Genomic DNA, 20,856 nt, shown 5'->3' with positions numbered 1-20,856 from the left:
GCGAGCTTGCTCGCGATGGCATCACTGCGGTATCAAACTTAAACCGCGCCGCCTGCATCGCGAGCAAGCTCGCTCCCACATAAAAATCAGCTATCCAGCGCTTTGTATTTTTCGCGCAGGTGGTTACGGATATAGACGGCCGACAGGTTGAGCGTGGCGATCACCAGCACCAGCAGCAGCGCCGTGGCGTACACCAGCGGCCGCGCGGCCTCGACGTTCGGGCTCTGGAAGCCGACGTCATAGATGTGGAAGCCCAAGTGCATGATCTTCTGATCCAGGTGAAGGTATGGGTAGTTGCCGTCCACCGGCAGCGACGGCGCCAGTTTCACCACACCCACCAGCATCAGCGGCGCCACTTCACCCGCGGCGCGAGCCACGGCGAGGATCATGCCGGTCATCATTGCCGGACTGGCCATCGGCAGCACGATCTTCCACAAGGTTTCAGCCTTGGTTGCGCCGAGGGCCAACGAGCCTTCGCGCACAGTGCGAGGAATCCGCGCCAGGCCTTCTTCGGTGGCCACGATTACCACCGGCACCGCCAGCAGCGCCAGGGTCAGGGACGCCCAGAGCAGACCCGGCGTACCGAAGGTCGGCGCCGGCAATGCTTCAGGGAAGAACAACCGGTCAACCGAACCGCCCAATACATAGACGAAGAAGCCCAGGCCAAACACGCCGTAAACAATGGCCGGAACACCGGCCAGGTTGTTCACCGCGATGCGGATAATCCGGGTCAACACGTTCTGCTTGGCATATTCACGCAGGTAAACCGCCGCCAGCACGCCGAACGGCGTCACGATCATCGCCATGATCAGGGTCATCATCACGGTGCCGAAAATCGCCGGGAAAATCCCGCCTTCGGTGTTCGCTTCACGCGGGTCGTCGCTGAGGAATTCCCACATCTTGCTGAAGTAGAAACCGATCTTGGTGAAGGTGCCCATCGCGTTCGGCTGATAAGCGTGAACCACTTTACCGATGCCGATTTCGATCTCTTTGCCGTTCGCATCGCGAGCCGTCAGGCTGTCGCGATTGAACTGGGCGTGCAGGTCGTTCAGGCGGACTTCGATGTCTTGATAACGAGCGTTGAGCTCGGCGCGCTCGGACTCCATGTCCGCTTGCGCGGTGGCATCGAGTTGGCCAGCCAGTTCCAGTTTGCGGCCGTTCAGACGGACGCGTTCAAGACCTGCGTTGATCGCGCCGATGTCGGATTTTTCCAGGCTCTTGAGCTGTGCCGCGAGTTTGTTGACGCGCTCGACACGGGCCTGCAACTCAGGCCACGCAGCCTCGCCTTCAGCGATGACCTTGCCGTCCTGTTTGACGTTGACCAGGTAACCGTAGAAGTTGCCCCACTCGCGACGCTCAATGGCCATCAACTCAGGCGGGGTCTTCTGGTTAGTCAGCCACTCGCCGACGATCCAGGTGAAGTCGTTGCCGTTCAGATCACGGTTGCCGACCTTGATCAGCTCGCGGGTCATGAACTCCGGGCCCTGATCGGGCACCGGCAGGCCAGCGCTTTTCAGGCGCTCGCGCGGCACTTCTTCTTTTTGCACCACTTCGCCGATGACGAGGTGGTTGGCCTGGCCCGGCACGTCGTAACTGGCGTGCACCAGGTCGGCCGGCCAGAAATGGCCCAGACCGCGCACGGCAATCACCGCGAGCAGGCCAATGGTCATGATGACCGCGATGGACACCGCGCCACCGCTGATCCAGACGCCGGGGGCGCCGCTCTTGAACCATCCTTTCAGGGAGTTCTGTTTCACAGACTTCTACCTTTCTTAAAGCGACGAGTATTTCTTGCGCAGACGCTGACGAATCAGTTCCGCGAGGGTGTTCATGACGAAGGTGAACAACAGCAGCACCAGCGCCGAGAGGAACAGCACGCGGTAGTGGCTGCCGCCGACTTCCGATTCGGGCATTTCCACCGCAACGTTGGCGGCCAGGGTGCGCAGGCCTTCGAACAGGTTCATTTCCATGACCGGGGTGTTACCGGTGGCCATCAGCACGATCATGGTTTCACCGACCGCACGGCCCATGCCGATCATCAGCGCCGAGAAAATGCCCGGGCTGGCGGTGAGGATCACCACGCGAGTCATGGTCTGCCATGGCGTGGCACCGAGGGCCAGAGAACCGAGGGTCAAACCGCGCGGCACGCTGAACACGGCGTCTTCGGCGATGGAGTAGATGTTCGGGATCACCGCGAAGCCCATGGCCAGACCGACCACCAGTGCGTTGCGCTGGTCGTAGGTGATGCCCAGGTCGTGGGAGATCCACATGCGCATGTCGCCGCCGAAGAACCAGGTTTCCATGTACGGGCTCATGTACAGCGAGAGCCAGCCCACGAACAGGATCACCGGAATCAGAATCGCGCTTTCCCAGCCTTCCGGCACTTTCAGGCGGATGGACTCAGGCAAGCGGCTGAAGGTGAAACCCGCTACCAGAATGCCGATCGGCAAGAGCATCAGCAGGCTGAAGATGCCCGGCAAATGCCCTTCCACATACGGTGCGAGGAACAGGCCGGCGAAGAAACCGAGGATCACCGTCGGCATCGCTTCCATCAGTTCGATCACCGGTTTGACCTTGCGGCGCATGCCTGGGGCCATGAAGTACGCGGTGTAGATGGCGGCGGCGACGGCCAGAGGTGCGGCCAGCAGCATGGCGTAGAACGCGGCTTTCAAGGTACCGAAGGTCAGCGGAGACAAGCTCAGCTTGGGTTCGAAGTCGGTGTTGGCGGCGGTCGATTGCCAGACGAATTTAGGCTCGTCGTAGTTCTCGTACCAGACCTTGCTCCACAACGCGCTCCAGGAAACCTCTGGGTGCGGGTTGTCGAGCAGCAGCGGTTGAATCTTGCCACCCGCCTCCACGATCACACGGTTGGCCCGTGGCGACAGACCGAAAATGCCTTGGCCATCGACCACCTGATCCACCAACAAAGTGCGGTGAGCGGTGCTGTGGAACACGCCGAGCTTGCCGGAGGCGTCGAGGGCGATAAAGCCTTTGCGACGTTCTTCAGCGGTGATTTCAACGATCGGCGCAGTGCCCATCTGGAAGTTACGAATCTGCTTCAGACGCAGCTCGCCATCGTGGTCGCGGGCCATGAACCACTGGGCCAGACCACCCTTGGAATCGCCGAGAATCAACGAAATGCCGCCCACCAGTTGAGTACTGGCAGTGATCTGCGCTTCGCCATCATCCAGCAGTTTGTAGCGACCGTTGAGGCTCTTGTCGCGCAGGCTGAACACGTCGGCCTGGGCACGACCGTTAATCACGTACAGCCACTGCTGACGCGGGTCGACGAAGATGTTCTTCACCGGCTCGGTCATCTGCGGCAGATCGATGCGCTTCTGCTCGTTGGTGACTTCGCCGGTCATCATGTTTTCTTCGCTGGTCAGCGACAAAACATTGAGTTGCGAACCGGTGGAGCCAACCAGCATCAAGGTCGTGTCGGTGGCGTTAAGACTGACGTGCTCGAGGGCTCCGCCCGCCTCGTTCAGCGCAATCGGCGTTTCGCCATACGGGTATTCGATGGCCGGCGAGATGGTTTTCTTGCCGTCCGGGTAGCTGACTTTATAAGTGTGACGGAACACCAGCACCTGGCCGTTGGACAAGCCCACCGCCACCAATGGGTGGCCTGGTTGGTCTTCGCCGATGGAGGTCACTGTGGTGCCAGCCGGAATCGGCAGATCGACGCGCTTGAGTTCAGCGCCACTGTCGATATCGAAAAACAACGCCTGGCCCTTGTCGGAAACCCGCATGGCGACCTGGTTCTGCTCTTCCAGGGAGATCATCAACGGCCTGCCGGCGTCTTGCATCCAGGCGGGCGTGATGGCGTCCTTGGCGGTCAGGTCGGCGCCCTGAAACAGGGGCGCGACAACATAAGCGAGGAAGAAAAAGATCAGCGTGATCGCGCCGAGAACGGCGAGGCCGCCAACGAGGACGTACCAGCGGGTCAGGCGATCTTTGAGCGCGCGGATGCGGCGCTTGCGTTGCAGCTCAGGCGTATTGAAGTCAATTCGCTTGGGGGGATTAGTCGTCATGGTGGAATTGGCCAGATCATTCATTCGCACACCCTAGCGATCCTGTATGACAGAAAGATGACAATGCAGTGACACAACAAATCCGCCGCCTGTGGGAACTGGCAGCGGACCGGAAATTTGGGGGTATGTGGGAGCGGGCTTGCTCGCGAAGGGGCCGTCACTTTCAACGTCAATGTCGAATGATCCACCGCTTTCGCGAGCAAGCCCGCTCCCACATTGAACCCGGGGATTACCCCGGGTTCAGGGTTTTACTTTTTTGCGACTTCAGCGCCGCCTTCCGCCAGACCCAGGTCAGCCAGTGCTTTTGCAGCAACCTTGGCTGGCAGTGGGATGTAGCCGTCTTTCACTACAACTTCCTGGCCCTGTTTGGACAGAACCAGTTTCACGAACTCGGCTTCCAGCGGGGCCAGAGGCTTGTTCGGGGCTTTGTTGACGTAAACGTAGAGGAAACGCGACAGCGGGTACTTGCCGTTCAGGGCGTTTTCTTCGGTGTCTTCGATGAAGTCAGTGCTGCCCTTCTTGGCCAAGGCCACGGTCTTCACGCTAGCGGTTTTGTAGCCGATGCCCGAGTAACCGATGCCGTTCAGCGAGGAGCTGATCGACTGCACGACCGAAGCCGAGCCTGGTTGTTCGTTGACGTTTGGCTTGTAGTCGCCTTTGCACAGGGCTTCTTCTTTGAAGTAGCCATAAGTGCCGGATACCGAGTTACGACCGAACAGCTGAACCGGCTTGTTGGCCAGGTCGCCGGTAACACCCAGGTCGCCCCAGGTTTTGACTTCGGTTTTAGCGCCGCACAGACGAGTGGACGAGAAAACTGCGTCAACCTGTTCCATGGTCAGGTGCTGGATCGGGTTGTCTTTGTGTACAAAGATCGCCAGGGCGTCTACTGCAACCGGGATAGCGGTTGGCTTGTAGCCGTACTTCTGCTCGAAGGCAGCCAGTTCGGTGTCCTTCATCTTGCGGCTCATCGGGCCCAGGTTGGCGGTGCCTTCAGTCAGCGCAGGTGGCGCAGTGGCGGAGCCAGCGGCCTGAATCTGGATATTTACGTTCGGGTATTCTTTTTTATAGTTCTCAGCCCACAGGGTCATGAGGTTGGCCAGGGTATCGGAGCCGACGCTGGACAGGTTGCCCGACACACCAGTGGTTTTGGTGTAGCTCGGGATAGCAGGGTCAACAGCGGCAACCGCGTTGGCAGTCGCAACGCCAGCAGCGACAAAAGTCATTGCCGCCATCAAACGCTTCAGTTTCATGCCTTACTCCTAGCAGATAGGTGTGTTAAGTCGGGGCCAAGTATCAGCAGGCCGTGTGAACACTCTATGGCTGAAATATGACAATTAGATGAAAGGCCAGCATTCGATCTTTTGCAGGGAGATCGCGTCATCGTTCTTCGCGAGCAAGCCCGCTCCCACATTTAACCGAGTTCCTCAGTGAGAACGCGGTCAACTGTGGGAGCGGGCTTGCTCGCGAAGGCGTCAGTGCAGTCAGTGCAGTCAATGCAGTCAATGCAGTCAATGCAAAGGGAGCTTAGCGACCTTTCTTCCAGAGGTACGCACCCACCAGAATCCCGACACCGCAAATGATCGCCACGTAATAGGCAGGCCCCAGTGGGCTTTCCTTCAGCAGCAGCGTAACGACCATCGGGGTCAGGCCGCCGAAGATGGCGTAGGCCAGGTTGTAGGAGAACGACAGCCCGCTAAAACGCACCACCGCCGGGAAGGCTTTGACCATCACATACGGCACTGCACCGATGGTGCCGACCAGCAAGCCGGTCACGGCGTACATCGGGAACAGCCAGTCCGGGTGGTTGAACAGGCTGTGGTAGAAGGTCCACGAACTGATCAGCAGCAGAGCACTGCCGAACACGAAGACACGACCGGCGCCGAAGCGGTCAGCCAGTGCACCGGAGGCGACGCAGCCCAGGCTCAGAAACACGATCGCCAGGCTGTTGGCCTGCAATGCGGTGGTGGGCGAGAAGTGGTAGACGGTCTGCAGCACGGTCGGGGTCATCAGGATGACTACGATGATGCCGGCGGACAGCAGCCAGGTCAGCAGCATGGAAATCAGGATCGCCCCGCGATGGTCGCGCAACACGGCGCGCAGCGGCACTTCTTCAGCCAGGGCCTTGCGCAGTTGCAGCTCGGCGAACACCGGGGTCTCGTGCAGCCAGCGGCGCAGGTAAACCGAGAACAGGCCGAATACGCCACCCAGCAGGAACGGAATCCGCCAGGCGTAATCCGAAACTTCGACCGGGGTGTAAATGCTGTTGATCGCGGTGGCGACCAGCGAGCCCAGCAGGATACCGGCCGTCAGGCCGCAGGTCAGGGTGCCGCAGGCGTAGCCGATGTGCCGCTGCGGCACGTGTTCGGAAACGAATACCCACGCGCCCGGCACTTCACCGCCAATCGCAGCGCCTTGAATCACCCGCATCAGCAGCAACAGGATCGGCGCCCACATACCGATCTGCGCATAGGTCGGCAGCAAACCCATGATCAGGGTTGGCACCGCCATCATGAAAATGCTCAGGGTGAACATCTTCTTGCGTCCCAGCAGGTCGCCGAAGTGCGCCATGACAATGCCGCCCAATGGCCGCGCCAGATAGCCGGCGGCAAAGATCCCGAAGGTCTGCATCAAGCGCAGCCACTCGGGCATGTCGGCCGGGAAGAACAGTTTGCCGACCACCGTGGCGAAGAACACGAAGATGATGAAATCGTAAAACTCCAGCGCACCGCCCAAGGCAGACAGCGATAACGTCTTGTAGTCGTTGCGAGTCAGCGGACGTGCGGACTGGGTTGGCTGCGCGATGCTCGAAGGCGCTGTGGTCATGGCAAGGCTTCTCTTATAGTCGGATCTGCAACCCCAACAACGCTGGCGGAGGCTTGGGCAGGTCCGGCACGATAGCAAATTGTTCGAAAAAGCACATAGAGGTGCGTATTTGACGGTCGAAATGAGAACCGGACGGTCGTCTCGGAGTCTACCGATCGATATACTCGCAATCCTGCACCTGCTTGTAAGGGGTTGCTGTGCGAAAACGTCGTTGGCACCTGTCAGCCGATTTCGCAGAGTTTCCCTTTAGGCGCCTTACGAAAAACGTGACGAACGTAGTATGTTCGGGGCTGAATCGTTTTTCCTTGAGACGGCTATTCACCTGAAGTACTTATGAAGAGTCACGGGTCAGAGGCACCCCCGGCATGATAGAGCTCGAACAAGAAGATCCAATCCCGCAAGGCGACCTTGCCCTGCAAATTACCGCGCTTCCCCGCGAAACCAACGGCTTTGGCGATATTTTCGGCGGTTGGCTGGTGTCGCAGATGGATTTGGCCGGCACCGCAATGGCCAGCAAGGTCGCGGGTGGCCGCGTGGCGACGGTGGCGATCGACCGTATGGCATTTCTGGTACCGGTAGCGGTGGGCGCTCAGCTCTCCTTCTATACCCAGGCGCTGGAAATCGGCCGCAGCTCGATTCAGATGATGGTCGAAGTCTGGAGTGACGATCCGCTGTCCAGCGAGTGGCGTAAAGTGACTGAAGCCGTGTTTGTGTTCGTCGCCATCGACGGCAGCGGTCGCACCCGTTCGGTTCCGCCTAGAGCTCGTTAAACACTGCGACCTTTCTGCGGTCCATTGCAGTCATTGTCCCTGATCGAGAGTTGCCCCATGAGCACGCCCAACGTTGAAGCCGTAAAACTGGATGAACTGAACTGCTGGCGCATCCGCCACGGTCAGGCCGAACTGCTGGTTGCCCAGCAGGGCGCGCACATCCTCAGTTATCAAGTGGCCGGTCAACCGCCGCTGATCTGGCTCAACGACGAGGCAGTGTTCAAGACTGGCAAGAGCATCCGCGCCGGGGTTCCGGTGTGCTGGCCGTGGTTCGGCAATCTGCCGCGCAACCCGCAGAGCGTTCAGGCCATGCGCGTCAGCAACGAAGCGCCGACCGCCCACGGGCTGGTAAGGGCGATGGACTGGGAACTGGGCGGCATTGAAACCGAGGGCGAAAGCCTGAAGGTGGAGTTTGTTCTGCCTTACCCTGAAGGCGGCTTGCCAGGCTGGCCGCATCAAGTGGACTTGAAGCTGAGCATTCGTCTGGATGAGCAACTGCACATCAGCCTGACCAGCCATAACCAGGGCGCTGACAAAGTCACCATCAGCCAGGCACTGCACAGCTATTTCGCGGTCAGCGATGTACGTGATGTGCATGTCGAAGGGCTGGATGGCTTGAGTTACATCGAAACCCTGGACGACTGGAAAACCGTCACTCAGACCGGCGATCTGCGTTTTGTCGGCGAGACCGATCGTATCTATCTCAATACCCCGGCGAAGCTGAGCATTGTCGATCCGGCCTGGGAACGGCGCATCGAGCTGACCAGCAGCGGTTCACGCTCGGCGGTGATCTGGAATCCGTGGATTGATCGCGCTGCGGCGTTCAGCGACATGGCCGACGATGGCTGGCAGCGCATGCTGTGCATTGAAACGGCGAATGTGATGGATGATGTGGTGACGCTGGCGCCGGGGGCCAGTTATACCCTCGGCGTCAGCATTGGCAGCAAATCCCTCTAGCACCACAAAACCAATGTGGGAGCGGGCTTGCTCGCGAATGCGATGTGTCAGTCGACATCAATGTTGCCTGACTCGCCGCCTTCGCGAGCAAGCCCGCTCCCACATTTGAATCTCTACAAGTCTGATTCCTTCACCACCCGCACCTTCGCCGCGTCCAGCGCATACGCTGCGTCAGCCAGGTCGTTGTTGACCTTCTCGACCTTCAGCGTGCCGGTCACCCACAGCGGTGTATAGATGTCATTCAGCTTCAAACCTTTCGGATAACGCACCAACACCAATTGATTAGGTGGTGGTGGCGGCACGTGGATGCAGGCGCCCGGATACGGCACGAGGAAGAACAGCGTGCTGCGGCCCTGGGCGTCGGATTCCAGCGGCACCGGATAACCGCCGATGCGGATGTTCTTGTCGTTCATCGACGGCACGGTTTTGGTCGAATACATCACCGCCGGCAAGCCCTTGCTCTGCCTCATGCCACCCTTTTGGGTAAAGGTGCCATTGGCTTCGGGGGAGTTGTGGTCGATTTCGGGCATGGCCTCGAGGGCTTTCTGGTCCGACTTGGGCATCAGTTCGAGCCAGTCGGTTTCCGGCAGCTCGCCGGCATGGGCGAGGCCCGAGCCCAATAAAAGGAAAGTCAGTAAAAGACGGCGCATGGAGGTGCTCGGCAAAGGAGAGGACGGTGCAACGCCGAGCATTCTAGCCCTCTCTGCGTGCGGCGCAGAGGGGGCTTTGTCGCTTTGAGTCAGTTCTTTCTGATCAAGCCGAAGATCACCAGCAACACCACCGCGCCGACCAGCGCACCGATGAAGCCAGCGCCTTCGCCCGCGTGGTAGATGCCCAGAGCCTGGCCGCCGTAAGTGGCCGCCAGCGAACCGCCGATACCGAGCAGGATGGTCATGATCCAGCCCATGCTGTCATCGCCCGGTTTCAGGAACCGCGCCAGCAGGCCGACGATCAAGCCGATAAAGATGGTTCCGATAATTCCCATGGCATTTCCCTCTGATTGAATGGCTATGCAGAAGCCTAGTCAGTCTTCTGCATCCTGCCATGAGAGAACGGCGGACCCTGAATGGTTCCGCCGCTGCCACATGAAACTATTCGGCGATAAGCGCTTCGACCTTGAGGATCTGCTGCTCCAGTGTGGCCTTGTCGGCGCAGCGCAGGTTGGCGTGACCGACCTTGCGACCGACCTTGAACGCCTTGCCATAGTGATGCAGATGGCAATCGGCAATGGCCATGACTTTCTCGGTCTCGGGCACTTTACCGATGAAGTTGAGCATCGCGCTCTCGCCGACCTTGGCCGTCGAACCCAACGGCAGACCGGCAACGGCCCGCAGGTGGTTTTCGAACTGGCTGCACTCGGCACCTTCAGTGGTCCAGTGACCTGAGTTGTGCACCCGTGGGGCGATTTCGTTGGCCTTGAGGCCACCGTCGACTTCAAAGAACTCGAACGCCATCACGCCAACATAGCTCAGTTGCTTGAGTACACGACTGGAATAGTCTTCCGCCAAGGCTTGCAACGGGTGATCGGTGCTGGCCACGGACAGTTTAAGAATGCCGCTGTCGTGAGTATTGTGAACCAGCGGATAGAACTTCGTTTCGCCATCGCGAGCGCGCACAGCGATCAACGAAACCTCACCCGTGAACGGGACGAAGCCTTCCAGCAGACAGGCCACGCTGCCCAGCTCGGCGAACGTGCCGGCCACGTCTTCAGGCTTGCGCAGAACCTTCTGGCCCTTGCCGTCGTAACCCAGGGTGCGGGTTTTCAGCACGGCCGGCAGACCGATGGAAGCCACGGCAGCGTCCAGATCGGCTTGCGATTGAATGTCGGCGAACGCCGGGGTAGGAATCCCCAGGTCCTTGAACATGCTCTTCTCGAACCAGCGATCACGGGCGATGCGCAGGGCTTCGGCGCTCGGGTAGACCGGGACGAATTGCGACAGGAAGGCCACGGTTTCGGCCGGGACGCTTTCGAACTCGAAGGTCACCAGATCGACTTCATCGGCCAGCTGACGCAGGTGATCCTGGTCGCCGTAATCGGCCCGCAGGTGCTCGCCCAATGCGGCTGCGCAAGCATCCGGCGCGGGGTCCAGGAAAGCGAAGTTCATGCCCAGCGGGGTGCCCGCCAGCGCCAACATGCGACCCAATTGGCCGCCACCGATTACACCGATCTTCATCGTCAACAACCTCAGGCGATGCGTGGGTCTGGATTTTCCAGGACGCTGTCTGTCTGCTCAGCGCGGAATTTTTTCAGCACCGCGTGGAACTGCGGGTGCTTGGCGCCGAGGATGCTCGCCGAGAGCAGCGCGGCGTTGATCGCGCCGGCCTTGCCGATGGCCAGGGTGGCGACCGGAATGCCCGCGGGCATCTGCACGATAGACAGCAGGGAATCGACGCCCGACAGCATCGACGACTGTACCGGCACGCCCAGTACCGGCAGGTGGGTCTTGGCCGCACACATGCCTGGCAAGTGGGCCGCGCCGCCAGCACCGGCGATGATCACCTCGATGCCACGCGCCTCAGCCTCTTCGGCGTACTGGAAGAGCAGGTCCGGGGTGCGGTGGGCAGAGACCACTTTCACCTCGTAAGGAATGCCGAGCTTTTCCAGCATATCGGCGGTGTGGCTAAGGGTGGACCAATCGGACTTGGAGCCCATGATCACGCCAACCAGTGCACTCATCGTCGTGCCTCTTCTCTCTGGGCGCCCGCAGGCGCGTCAAAAAACAACAAGCCACGCAAAATGCGTGGCTTGATTGTACGAATTATGGCCGGACGAACCGGCCGAAGGCCGCGCAGTATACCTCAATGAAGCAGATAAACAGCCCCCGATACGACCATCTGTCATTCGGCGCAAAGTGCCGGTTTTATTGACTTGAAGGTCAATCAATTACACCACCAATCCCTGTGGGAGCGAGCTTGCTCGCGATAGCGTCGGGACAGTCACTATTGATGTTGAATGTTAGTCCGCCATCGCGAGCAAGCTCGCTCCCACAGGGTAAGTCGATGTGCTCAAGTACCTTGCGCGGCGCCGCCCTCGAGCTTGCGCCACAACAACCGCACATTCGCCTTGCGCACCAGCGCGCAGCGGTACAAGCGAATCTCCAGCGGCACATGCCATTGCGGGCCGCCGCAAACCACCAGTTCCCCACGAGCCAGTTCGGCGCGCACGCTGAGCCGTGGAACCCAGGCAATGCCCAGTCCTTCCAGCGCCATGCTTTTAAGACTGTCGGCCATGGCGGTTTCGTAAATGGTGCTGAAGCGTAACGCACGCTGGCGCAGCAGCATGTTCACCGAACGCCCAAGAAACGCACCAGCGCTGTAAGCGAGCAGCGGCACACTGCCTTCGCCTTCCAGATCGAACAGCGGTTTGCCCTCGGCGTCCGCCGCGCAGACCGGGAGCATTTCGGTGTCGCCAAGGTGCAGCGACGGGAAGATTTCCGGGTCCATCTGCATCGCGGCATCCGGGTCATAGAACGCCAACATCAGATCGCAACCGCCTTCGCGCAGTGCATGCACGGCATCACCGACGTTGGTTGCCACCAGGCGCGTCGCAATGTTCAGGCCTTCATTACGCAACTGCGCGATCCAGCGCGGGAAGAAACCCAGCGCCAGGGAGTGAGCGGCGGCGACCTGCATCACCTCGCCCTGCCCGCCTTCCAGGTGATGAAGGTGACGCAACACCTCACCGAGCTGCTCGACCACCGTTCGCGCGGTGACCAGAAACAGCTGCCCCGCCGCCGTCAGTTCGATCGGCGTGCGCGAGCGATTGACCAGGGTCAGCCCCAGCGCGGCTTCAAGGCTGCGGATCCGTCGACTGAACGCCGGCTGAGTCACGAAGCGTCGTTCGGCAGCCTGGGAGAAGCTGCGGGTGGCGGCCAGAGCACTAAAGTCCTCAAGCCATTTACTTTCAAGGTTCATCACGCCCTCCCGGACACGCACCAATTTAGGTCACACGCTCGCCGCAGACACGGCGTCACACGGGCATTATGCCGAATGTGCATAGGCTAGTGTTTATCAGCATTGGCCCAAAAATCTCCACAAGCCTAGCATTTGCAGTGTTCCGGCACAGACCGGGTCCTTATCGAGATGATTTCTATCATGTCCTCCGCTGCATCTTTCCGCACAGAAAAAGACCTGCTTGGCGTACTCGAAGTACCCGCTCAAGCGTATTACGGCATCCAGACCTTGCGAGCGGTGAACAACTTCCGTCTCTCCGGCGTTCCGATTTCGCATTACCCGAAGCTGGTTGTCGGCCTGGCAATGGTCAAACAGGCCGCCGCTGACGCCAACCGCGAGCTGGGTCACCTGAGCGAAGCCAAGCACGCTGCCATCAGCGAAGCCTGCGCACGTTTGATCCGCGGCGATTTCCACGAAGAGTTCGTGGTGGACATGATTCAAGGCGGCGCTGGCACTTCAACCAACATGAATGCCAACGAAGTCATCGCCAACATCGCGCTGGAGGCCATGGGTCACCAGAAGGGCGAATACCAATACCTGCACCCGAACAACGACGTGAACATGGCGCAGTCGACCAACGACGCCTACCCGACCGCGATCCGTCTGGGTCTGCTGCTGGGTCACGACGCGCTGCTGGCCAGCCTCGACAGCCTGATCCAGGCGTTCGCTGCCAAGGGTGTTGAGTTCAGCCACGTCCTGAAGATGGGCCGTACCCAGCTGCAAGACGCCGTGCCGATGACCCTCGGCCAGGAATTCCGCGCCTTCGCCACGACCCTGAGCGAAGACCTGGCGCGCCTGAAAACGCTGGCACCCGAGCTGCTGACCGAAGTGAACCTGGGCGGCACCGCGATTGGCACCGGCATCAACGCCGACCCGCGCTACCAACTCTTGGCCGTTCAGCGTCTGGCGCTGATCAGCGGTCAACCGCTGGTTCCAGCCGCCGACCTGATCGAAGCCACCTCCGACATGGGTGCCTTCGTGCTGTTCTCCGGCATGCTCAAGCGCACCGCGGTCAAGCTGTCGAAAATCTGCAACGACCTGCGCCTGCTGTCCAGCGGCCCACGCACCGGCATCAACGAAATCAACTTGCCAGCGCGTCAGCCAGGTAGCTCGATCATGCCCGGCAAGGTCAACCCGGTTATCCCGGAAGCGGTCAACCAGGTGGCGTTCCAGATCATCGGCAACGACCTGGCCCTGACCATTGCTGCCGAAGGGGGCCAGTTGCAATTGAACGTGATGGAGCCGCTGATCGCGTTCAAGATCTTCGACTCGATCCGCCTGCTGCAACGCGCCATGGACATGCTGCGCGAGCACTGCATCGTCGGCATCACCGCCAACGAAGAGCGTTGCCGTGAACTGGTCGAGCACTCGATCGGTCTGGTCACCGCGCTGAACCCGTACATCGGCTATGAAAACGCCACCCGCATCGCCCGTATCGCCCTAGAAAGCGGCCGCGGCGTGCTGGAACTGGTGCGCGAAGAAGGCTTGCTCGACGACGAAATGCTCGCCGACATCCTGCGCCCGGAAAACATGATTGCTCCGCGTCTGGTGCCTCTGAAGGCTTAACCGAACGCAACGCCGGCGCTTGCTCTTTTAACGAAGAGCACGAAGCGCCACGCTCACCAGGTCGAGGGACTAGACACCTCTCACCTTTTGAGGGCTTGGGGATTTATTCCCCAAGCCCTTTTTTTTAACTCTTTTGCGGATAGCGAATATGTCTGACACCGCAAAGATCGCAGCCTTCGGCAGCTCCTGCAGGATTTGACGTACACCCTGTAGGAGCTGCCGAAGGCTGCGATCTTTTGATCTTGGCAGCACCTCGTTTCGATGCTTGCACCACATCCGTGAAGACGGACGGCACTCTCCTAGGTATAGTGCCGCCCCTCTTCGCGTGAGCGGTCGTCGGTAACGAGGCCCAAACCCATGCGAAACCCGAACTAATAACAAACCCGCAATATGAAATCGGGACGAACCTTCGCCTTGCCTGTTTTGCCGCGCGCAATCTGGTGTAACGCGATGTTTCGGCCCGCCCAGCATTTGCCTAAACAAAAAACAGCGAGGAATAATCCATGCTCGAAGTCATTAACGACTTCCTCTCCGGGAAAGTACTGATCGTGCTCATTGTCGGGCTCGGTAGCTACTTCACGATCCGCTCGCGTTTCGTTCAACTGCGCCACTTCTTCCATATGTTCGCGGTGTTCCGCGACAGCCTGAAAAGCAGCGCCGGTCAACTCAGCTCGTTCCAGGCCCTGATGCTCAGCCTCGCCGGTCGTGTCGGTGCGGGCAACATCGCCGGTGTCGGTATCGCCGTGACCCTGGGTGGTCCGGGTGCGGTGTTCTGGATGTGGGTGACCGCGCTGGTCGGCATGTCCAGCAGCTTCTTCGAATGCTCCCTCGGCCAGCTCTACAAGCGCTGCGACTCCGACGGCACGTACCGTGGCGGCCCGTCCTATTACATCCAGCACGGCCTGCAGAAACGCTGGCTGGGCATGATCATGGCGTTCCTGCTACTGATCACCTTCGGCTTCGCCTTCAACGGTCTGCAATCCCACGCCGTGACCCACTCGCTGAAAAACGCTTTCGACCTCGACCCCACTTACACGGGCCTGGCCCTGGCGGTGTTGCTGGGTCTGGTGTTCATCGGTGGTATCAAGCGCATCGCCAAGGTCGCTGACCTGTTGGTGCCGGTGAAAACCCTGGTGTACATCGGTGTGACCATCTATGTGATCGTGCTGCAATTCGACCACGTTCCGGCGATGCTGATGACCATCGTCAAAAGCGCCTTCGGTCTGGATCAAGCCTTCGGTGGCCTGATCGGCACCGCCATCGTCATGGGCGTGAAGCGTGGCGTGTTCGCCAACGAAGCGGGCCTGGGCAGTGCGCCAAACGTGGCTGCGGTCGCGTCGGTCGAGCACCCGGTGGCACAAGGTGTGGTTCAGGCGTTCAGCGTGTTCCTCGACACCTTCGTGATCTGCACCTGCACCGCGTTGCTGATTCTGCTCTCGGGCTTCTACACCCCGGGCTTCGAAGGCGACGGCATTGCCCTGACCCAGAACTCCCTGGCCGCCGTGGTCGGTGACTGGGGCCGGAGTTTCATTTCCGTGGCCCTGTCGTTGTTCGTGTTCACCTCGATCCTCTACAACTACTACCTGGGCGAGAGCAACCTGCGTTTCCTGATCGGTGAAAACCGCAAGGCGCTGATCGGTTACCGCGCGCTGGTATTGGTGTTGATCTTCTGGGGCGCTATCGAAAACCTCGGCACGGTGTTCGCCTTCGCTGACATCACCATGACCCTGCTGGCGTTTGTGAACCTGATCGCGCTGTTCCTGCTGTTCAAAGTCGGCATGCGCATCCTGCGTGACTACGATGACCAGCGCGCGGCCGGCATCAAGACACCCGTGTTCGATTCGAGCAAATTCCCGGATCTGGACCTGGACCTGAAAGCCTGGCCAGCCAACCCGCCAGCTGCCGCCACCAAGGCTGAAGCTGAGCTGCAAGGCGTACCCGCAGCGCAACGCTGATCGGTAAAAAACCGGGCGCATCCCCCTGCGCCCGGCGTGACACAGCGTTCGGCCGGCGTCATGCTCGGCCGCATGCTGTCATCGTTCTCGGAGACCCCCATGAATTCCTCGACCTACCCTGCCGCCCAGCACGTCATGGTGCTTTACACCGGCGGCACCATCGGTATGCAAACCAGTGCTCACGGCCTGGCCCCGGCGTCCGGTTTCGAAGCACGGATGCGCGAGTATCTGCACAGCCAGCCTGACCTTGTCGTACCGCAGTGGCGCTTTCGCGAGATGTCGCCGCTGATCGACAGCGCCAACATGACTCCTGATTACTGGCAGCAACTGCGTGAAGCGGTGGTCGACGCCGTCGATGTCCAGGGCTGCGACAGCGTGCTGATCCTGCATGGCACCGATACCCTCGCCTACAGCGCGGCGGCCATGAGTTTTCAATTGCTCGGCCTGCATGCCCGTGTGGTGTTCACCGGCTCCATGCTGCCGGCCGGCGTGACCGACAGTGATGCCTGGGAAAACCTCAGTGGCGCGCTGGTTGCTTTGGGTCACGGCCTTGCGCCGGGCGTTCATCTGTATTTCCACGGCGAACTGCTGGACCCGACCCGTTGCGCGAAGGTGCGCAGTTTCGGTCGTCATCCGTTCAAGCGACTGGAGCGTCAGGGTGGCGGTGAGAAGGCTTCTTCAATACCGGCATCGCTGACCTACAACCAGCCCAAGCAATTGGCGAAAGTCGCTGTGCTACCACTGTTCCCCGGCATCGGCGCCGAGATACTGGACGGCCTGCTCGACAGCGGCATTCAGGGCCTGGTGCTGGAGTGCTACGGCAGCGGCACCGGACCGAGTGACAACCCGGAGTTTCTCGCCAGCCTGGAACGGGCGCGGGACAAGGGTGTTGTGGTGGTGGCGGTTACGCAGTGCCATGAAGGTGGCGTCGAGCTGGATGTTTACGAGGCCGGCAGTCGTCTGCGTGGTGTCGGCGTGTTGTCCGGTGGTGGCATGACCCGTGAAGCGGCGTTTGGCAAGTTGCATGGCTTGCTGGGTGCCGGGCTCGACACCGCTGAAGTGCGGCGCCTTGTAGAACTCGACCTCTGCGGCGAACTGAGCTGACACACCCCAAAACCTTGTGGGAGCGGGCTTGCTCGCGAAGGCGGCGGCACATCCAACATCTATGTGACTGCTACACCGCATTCGCGAGCAAGCCCGCTCCCACAGGTTCATCACTCGGCATACAACTTGCTGTCCTCCAGCCATCCCAAGGCTGGAACCCCCCATGCTCCACTCCCACCTCACCACCCTCAACGCTGTCTCCCTGGTGCTCAACACCTTCAAGGCCGAGGGCTTGTCCAGCGAAGCGCTGCTGGCCGGCAGCGGCATCACCACGGCGGATCTGAGCCGGGCGGACACGCGCATCACCACCAATCAGGAGATGCAGGTCTGCGCCAACGCCGTCGCGCTCAAGCGTGACATCGGCCTGGAACTGGGCCGGAGGATGCACGTTTCGTCCTACGGCATGCTCGGGTACGCCTTACTCACCAGCGCCACTTTAGGTGACGCCTTGCGGCTGGCACTGCACTATCCGGCGCTATTGGGAACACTGTTCGAGTTGAGCCTGGAAGAAGATAACGAGCGCATCTGGCTCACCGCTGGCGACTATCGGGAAAACCCTGCGCTGGCGCCATTCAATGTCGAGTTTTGCCTGGTTTCGATGAAGGTCACTTGCGAAGACCTGCTCGGCCAACCGTTGCCGCTGCTTGGCGCCCGCTTCGATTACCCGGCACCGGACTATCAGGCACGCTACACCGAACGTTTCGATTGCCCCTTGCAGTTCGACGCTGCGTCCAACGCCTTTGCCTTCGACAAAGCCTGGCTAGAGCACCCCCTGCCTCTGGCCGACGCCATCACCCATCAGGCCATGGCAGAACGCTGCCGCAAACAGAACACCGAGTTCACGGGTCGCCAAGTGTGGCTGGGACGAATCCGCCAGCTACTCAGTGCGCAGTTGAATGCGGCGCCCGGCCTCGAAGGTTTGGCCGAACAGCTGAACTGCTCGGCACGCACCTTGCGCCGACATCTCAAGGAGCTGGGGTGCAGCTATCAAGAGTTGCTCGATGAACTGCGGTTCGAGCAGGCCAAACGCATGCTCTGCGAGGACGAACTGCCGATCTATCGGATTGCAGAAGCGCTGGGGTTCAGCGAGACCGCGAGTTTCCGCCATGCCTTTGTGCGCTGGAGCGGCGTGGCGCCCAGCCAGTTCCGACCTTGAATGATGTGTTGTCTTAAATATTGCTCTCGCGAGCAAGCTCGCTCCCACATTGGTTCTGCGTCGGACACAAAATCAGTGTTCGCTGAAGATCAAATGTGGGAGCGAGCTTGCTCCGGGCGGCGCTCCGACGATGACGCCCTCAAAATCACCAACAACATAACGGACAAGCTAGCGCCCTGAGCTGGAGCACCGCCGCGCCACAAGGGGGCGAATTTCGGTCAATTCTTTTGGCCATATCGATCCCCTTTTGGCCTTTCCTGCCGTTCTCTCAAACGCCGCGCGCCGCAAGACTGTGTTCAACCGAATCAGCCTGCGGAGAACAAGAAAATGCTGACGATCTACTCGGACGATCACCACCTGCACCACGGTCGTTGCGAATTGATGGACGGGCAACTGATGCCCTGCTTCGAAATGCCCTCGCGGGCCGACCATGTTCTGCAACGCGTGCAGTGCCGCGATCTCGGCCCTGTGGAGGCGCCCCAGGATTTCGGCCTCGACCCGATCGCGCGCGTCCACAGCCGCGACTACCTCGACTTCTTCAAAGGTGCCTGGACGCGCTGGACCGAATTCGGCACCGACGGCGACTTGCTGCCCTACACCTGGCCAGCCCGCACCCTGCGCCGGATCATGCCCACCAGCCTGCACGGCCAGCTCGGTTATTACAGCTTCGACGGTGGCGCACCGATTACCGCCGGTACCTGGCAAGCGGCATACAGTGCGGCGCAAGTCGCGTTGACCGCGCAAGCCGTCATTCAGCGCGGCGCCCGCAGTGCCTTCGCCTTATGCCGGCCACCGGGACACCACGCCGCCAGCGATTTGATGGGCGGTTATTGCTACCTCAACAACGCCGCCATCGCCGCGCAGGCCTTTCTCGATCAGGGCCATAAAAAGGTCGCGATCCTCGACGTCGACTACCACCACGGCAACGGCACTCAATCGATTTTCTATGAGCGCAGCGACGTGCTGTTCACCTCGATCCATGGTCATCCGGAAGCCGAGTTCCCGTTCTTCCTCGGCTATGAAGATGAGCTGGGTGAAGGGGCCGGCGAAGGTTTCAACTTCAACTACCCTTTGCCGGCCGGCAGCGGTTGGGACAGTTGGAGCGCCGCGCTGGAACAAGCCTGCAAAGAGATCGAAAAGTACGGCGCCGATATCGTCGTCGTATCCCTGGGCGTCGATACGTTCAAGGACGACCCGATTTCCCAATTCAAGCTCGACAGCCCGGATTACCTGGCCATGGGCGCGCGCATCGCCGGCCTCGGCAAGCCGACGCTGTTCGTGATGGAAGGCGGCTACGCGGTAGAAGAAATCGGCATCAATGCCGTGAACGTTCTCGAAGGTTTTGAAAGCGCCCAATGAGGAATTAGAACAATGAAAAGTCTCAAGCGTTTTATCGCGCCAGCACTCTTCCCCACAGTGCTGTGCGCCACAGTACTCAGTGGTGCTGTCCACGCTGAAGAGCGAACGTTGCGCGTCTACAACTGGTTCGACTACATCACCCCCAAAGCCCTGGAAGACTTCAAGGCCCAGAACACCCAGACCAAACTGGTCTACGACATCTTCGACACCAACGAAGCGCTGGAGGCCAAGCTGCTGACCGGCAACTCCGGCTATGACGTGGTCGTGCCGTCCAACGTATTCCTTGCCAAACAGATCGAGGCCGGCGTTTTCCAGCCACTGGACCGCAGCAAACTGCCGAACTGGAACCACCTCGATCCCAAGCTGATGAAGCTGATCGAAGCCAACGATCCGGGTAACAAATTTGCCGTGCCGTACATGTACGGCACCATCCTGATCGGCTTCAACCCGGACAAAATCAAGGCTGCGCTGGGCGCCAACGCACCGGTGGACAGCTGGGACCTGATCTTCAAGGAAGAGAACATCAGCAAGCTCAAGCAGTGCGGCGTAGCCCTGCTCGACTCGCCATCGGAGATCCTGCCACTGGCCCTGCAACACCTGGGCCTGGACCCCAACAGCAAGAAGCCTGCGGACTACGAAAAGGCTGAAGCGCTGTTGATGAAGATCCGTCCGTATGTCACCTACTTCCATTCTTCGAAGTACATGGCCGACATCGCCAACGGTGACATCTGTGTCGCAGTCGGTTACTCCGGCAGCTTCTCCCAGGCAGCGAACCGCGCCAAGGAAGCCAAGAACGGCGTGATCGTCGACATGCGCCTGCCGAAAGAAGGCGCGCCGATCTGGTTCGACATGCTCTCGATCCCCAAAGGCGCGAAGAACCCGGAAGACGCCTACACCTTCATCAACTACTTGTTGCAGCCGCAGGTGATTGCACCGGTCAGCGACTTCGTCGGCTACCCGAACCCGAACAAGGACGCCACCGAAATGGTCGACCCGGCGATCCGCAACAACCCGAATCTGTACCCGACCGAAACAGCGATGAGTACGCTCTACACCCTGCAACCGCTGCCCCGTGATGCCGAACGAGCGCGGACCCGAGCCTGGACCAAGATCAAGTCCGGGACTTGATGCGTATGCCAGTCAGTTAAAGCACAGAACCTGTGGGAGCGAGCTTGCTCCCA

At 60.2% G+C, this 20,856-nt stretch carries 17 protein-coding genes; 8 read left to right on the top strand and 9 right to left on the bottom strand.

What is annotated here, in order from left to right; all coding sequences use genetic code 11:
- Nucleotides 1–86: 86 nt before the first annotated feature.
- The 4 genes from pstA to CUN63_RS12865 all read right to left on the bottom strand — a co-directional run bounded on the left by pstA (nucleotide 87) and on the right by CUN63_RS12865 (nucleotide 6,854).
- Nucleotides 87–1,757 carry a phosphate ABC transporter permease PstA gene (gene pstA, locus CUN63_RS12880; RefSeq protein ID WP_129439900.1) on the bottom strand — a complete coding sequence of 557 codons (1,671 nt, stop codon included), beginning with the start codon at nucleotides 1,755–1,757 and terminating at the stop codon, nucleotides 87–89.
- A gap of 15 nt (nucleotides 1,758–1,772) precedes the next feature.
- Entirely contained in the window at nucleotides 1,773–3,806 is a 2,034-nt protein-coding gene (locus tag CUN63_RS12875) for an ABC transporter permease subunit (protein WP_178082701.1), read from the bottom strand.
- 473 nt (nucleotides 3,807–4,279) lie between these two features.
- The gene (locus CUN63_RS12870) at nucleotides 4,280–5,281 is read right to left on the bottom strand and encodes a phosphate ABC transporter substrate-binding protein PstS family protein (protein ID WP_129439896.1); all 1,002 of its coding nucleotides are present in this window, start codon (nucleotides 5,279–5,281) and stop codon (nucleotides 4,280–4,282) included.
- 274 nt (nucleotides 5,282–5,555) lie between these two features.
- Nucleotides 5,556–6,854, bottom strand: coding sequence for an MFS transporter (locus tag CUN63_RS12865; protein WP_129439894.1), 1,299 nt, complete (start codon nucleotides 6,852–6,854; stop codon nucleotides 5,556–5,558).
- Nucleotides 6,855–7,219: 365 nt separating this feature from the next.
- Between CUN63_RS12865 and CUN63_RS12860 the strand changes: the two genes are divergently transcribed.
- Both CUN63_RS12860 and CUN63_RS12855 read left to right on the top strand, forming a co-directional pair.
- The gene (locus CUN63_RS12860) at nucleotides 7,220–7,624 is read left to right on the top strand and encodes an acyl-CoA thioesterase (RefSeq protein WP_003177184.1); all 405 of its coding nucleotides are present in this window, start codon (nucleotides 7,220–7,222) and stop codon (nucleotides 7,622–7,624) included.
- 57 nt (nucleotides 7,625–7,681) lie between these two features.
- The gene (locus tag CUN63_RS12855; protein ID WP_129439892.1) at nucleotides 7,682–8,581 is read left to right on the top strand and encodes a D-hexose-6-phosphate mutarotase; all 900 of its coding nucleotides are present in this window, start codon (nucleotides 7,682–7,684) and stop codon (nucleotides 8,579–8,581) included.
- Between the two features lie 113 nt (nucleotides 8,582–8,694).
- On the opposite strand, the gene CUN63_RS12850 is transcribed toward CUN63_RS12855, so the two are convergent.
- The 5 genes from CUN63_RS12850 to CUN63_RS12825 all read right to left on the bottom strand — a co-directional run bounded on the left by CUN63_RS12850 (nucleotide 8,695) and on the right by CUN63_RS12825 (nucleotide 12,496).
- Nucleotides 8,695–9,231, bottom strand: a complete 537-nt coding sequence (locus CUN63_RS12850) for a DUF3299 domain-containing protein (RefSeq protein WP_129439890.1) — start codon at nucleotides 9,229–9,231, stop codon at nucleotides 8,695–8,697.
- An 89-nt stretch (nucleotides 9,232–9,320) separates the two neighbouring features.
- Nucleotides 9,321–9,566 (bottom strand): GlsB/YeaQ/YmgE family stress response membrane protein, encoded by a 246-nt coding sequence (locus CUN63_RS12845; RefSeq protein ID WP_129439888.1) that lies wholly within the window; start codon nucleotides 9,564–9,566, stop codon nucleotides 9,321–9,323.
- 106 nt (nucleotides 9,567–9,672) lie between these two features.
- Entirely contained in the window at nucleotides 9,673–10,755 is a 1,083-nt protein-coding gene (locus CUN63_RS12840) for a 5-(carboxyamino)imidazole ribonucleotide synthase (protein ID WP_129439886.1), read from the bottom strand.
- A gap of 11 nt (nucleotides 10,756–10,766) precedes the next feature.
- Nucleotides 10,767–11,258: a 5-(carboxyamino)imidazole ribonucleotide mutase gene (gene purE / locus CUN63_RS12835; RefSeq protein WP_008150032.1), complete on the bottom strand. Its 492-nt coding sequence runs from the start codon at nucleotides 11,256–11,258 to the stop codon at nucleotides 10,767–10,769.
- Between the two features lie 329 nt (nucleotides 11,259–11,587).
- The gene (locus tag CUN63_RS12825) at nucleotides 11,588–12,496 is read right to left on the bottom strand and encodes a LysR substrate-binding domain-containing protein (RefSeq protein WP_129439884.1); all 909 of its coding nucleotides are present in this window, start codon (nucleotides 12,494–12,496) and stop codon (nucleotides 11,588–11,590) included.
- Nucleotides 12,497–12,676: 180 nt separating this feature from the next.
- Between CUN63_RS12825 and aspA the strand changes: the two genes are divergently transcribed.
- From aspA to CUN63_RS12795, 6 genes are all read left to right on the top strand, one after another.
- The gene (gene aspA / locus CUN63_RS12820) at nucleotides 12,677–14,101 is read left to right on the top strand and encodes an aspartate ammonia-lyase (protein ID WP_046044988.1); all 1,425 of its coding nucleotides are present in this window, start codon (nucleotides 12,677–12,679) and stop codon (nucleotides 14,099–14,101) included.
- Between the two features lie 503 nt (nucleotides 14,102–14,604).
- Complete coding sequence (locus CUN63_RS12815; protein WP_129439882.1) at nucleotides 14,605–16,056, top strand: sodium:alanine symporter family protein; 1,452 nt, start codon at nucleotides 14,605–14,607, stop codon at nucleotides 16,054–16,056.
- A gap of 99 nt (nucleotides 16,057–16,155) precedes the next feature.
- Nucleotides 16,156–17,160, top strand: coding sequence for an asparaginase (locus CUN63_RS12810; RefSeq protein WP_129439881.1), 1,005 nt, complete (start codon nucleotides 16,156–16,158; stop codon nucleotides 17,158–17,160).
- A 163-nt stretch (nucleotides 17,161–17,323) separates the two neighbouring features.
- Nucleotides 17,324–18,316, top strand: coding sequence for an AraC family transcriptional regulator (locus CUN63_RS12805; RefSeq protein WP_129439879.1), 993 nt, complete (start codon nucleotides 17,324–17,326; stop codon nucleotides 18,314–18,316).
- 327 nt (nucleotides 18,317–18,643) lie between these two features.
- Entirely contained in the window at nucleotides 18,644–19,675 is a 1,032-nt protein-coding gene (locus CUN63_RS12800) for a histone deacetylase family protein (protein ID WP_129439877.1), read from the top strand.
- Between the two features lie 12 nt (nucleotides 19,676–19,687).
- Nucleotides 19,688–20,803 carry a polyamine ABC transporter substrate-binding protein gene (locus CUN63_RS12795; RefSeq protein WP_129439875.1) on the top strand — a complete coding sequence of 372 codons (1,116 nt, stop codon included), beginning with the start codon at nucleotides 19,688–19,690 and terminating at the stop codon, nucleotides 20,801–20,803.
- Nucleotides 20,804–20,856: the final 53 nt, after the last annotated feature.

Source organism: Pseudomonas sp. ACM7 (assembly GCF_004136015.1).
GTDB lineage: Bacteria > Pseudomonadota > Gammaproteobacteria > Pseudomonadales > Pseudomonadaceae > Aquipseudomonas > Aquipseudomonas frigoris.
The sequence above is the reverse complement of the archived record's forward strand: the minus strand, read 5'-3'. Positions and strand labels throughout refer to the sequence as shown.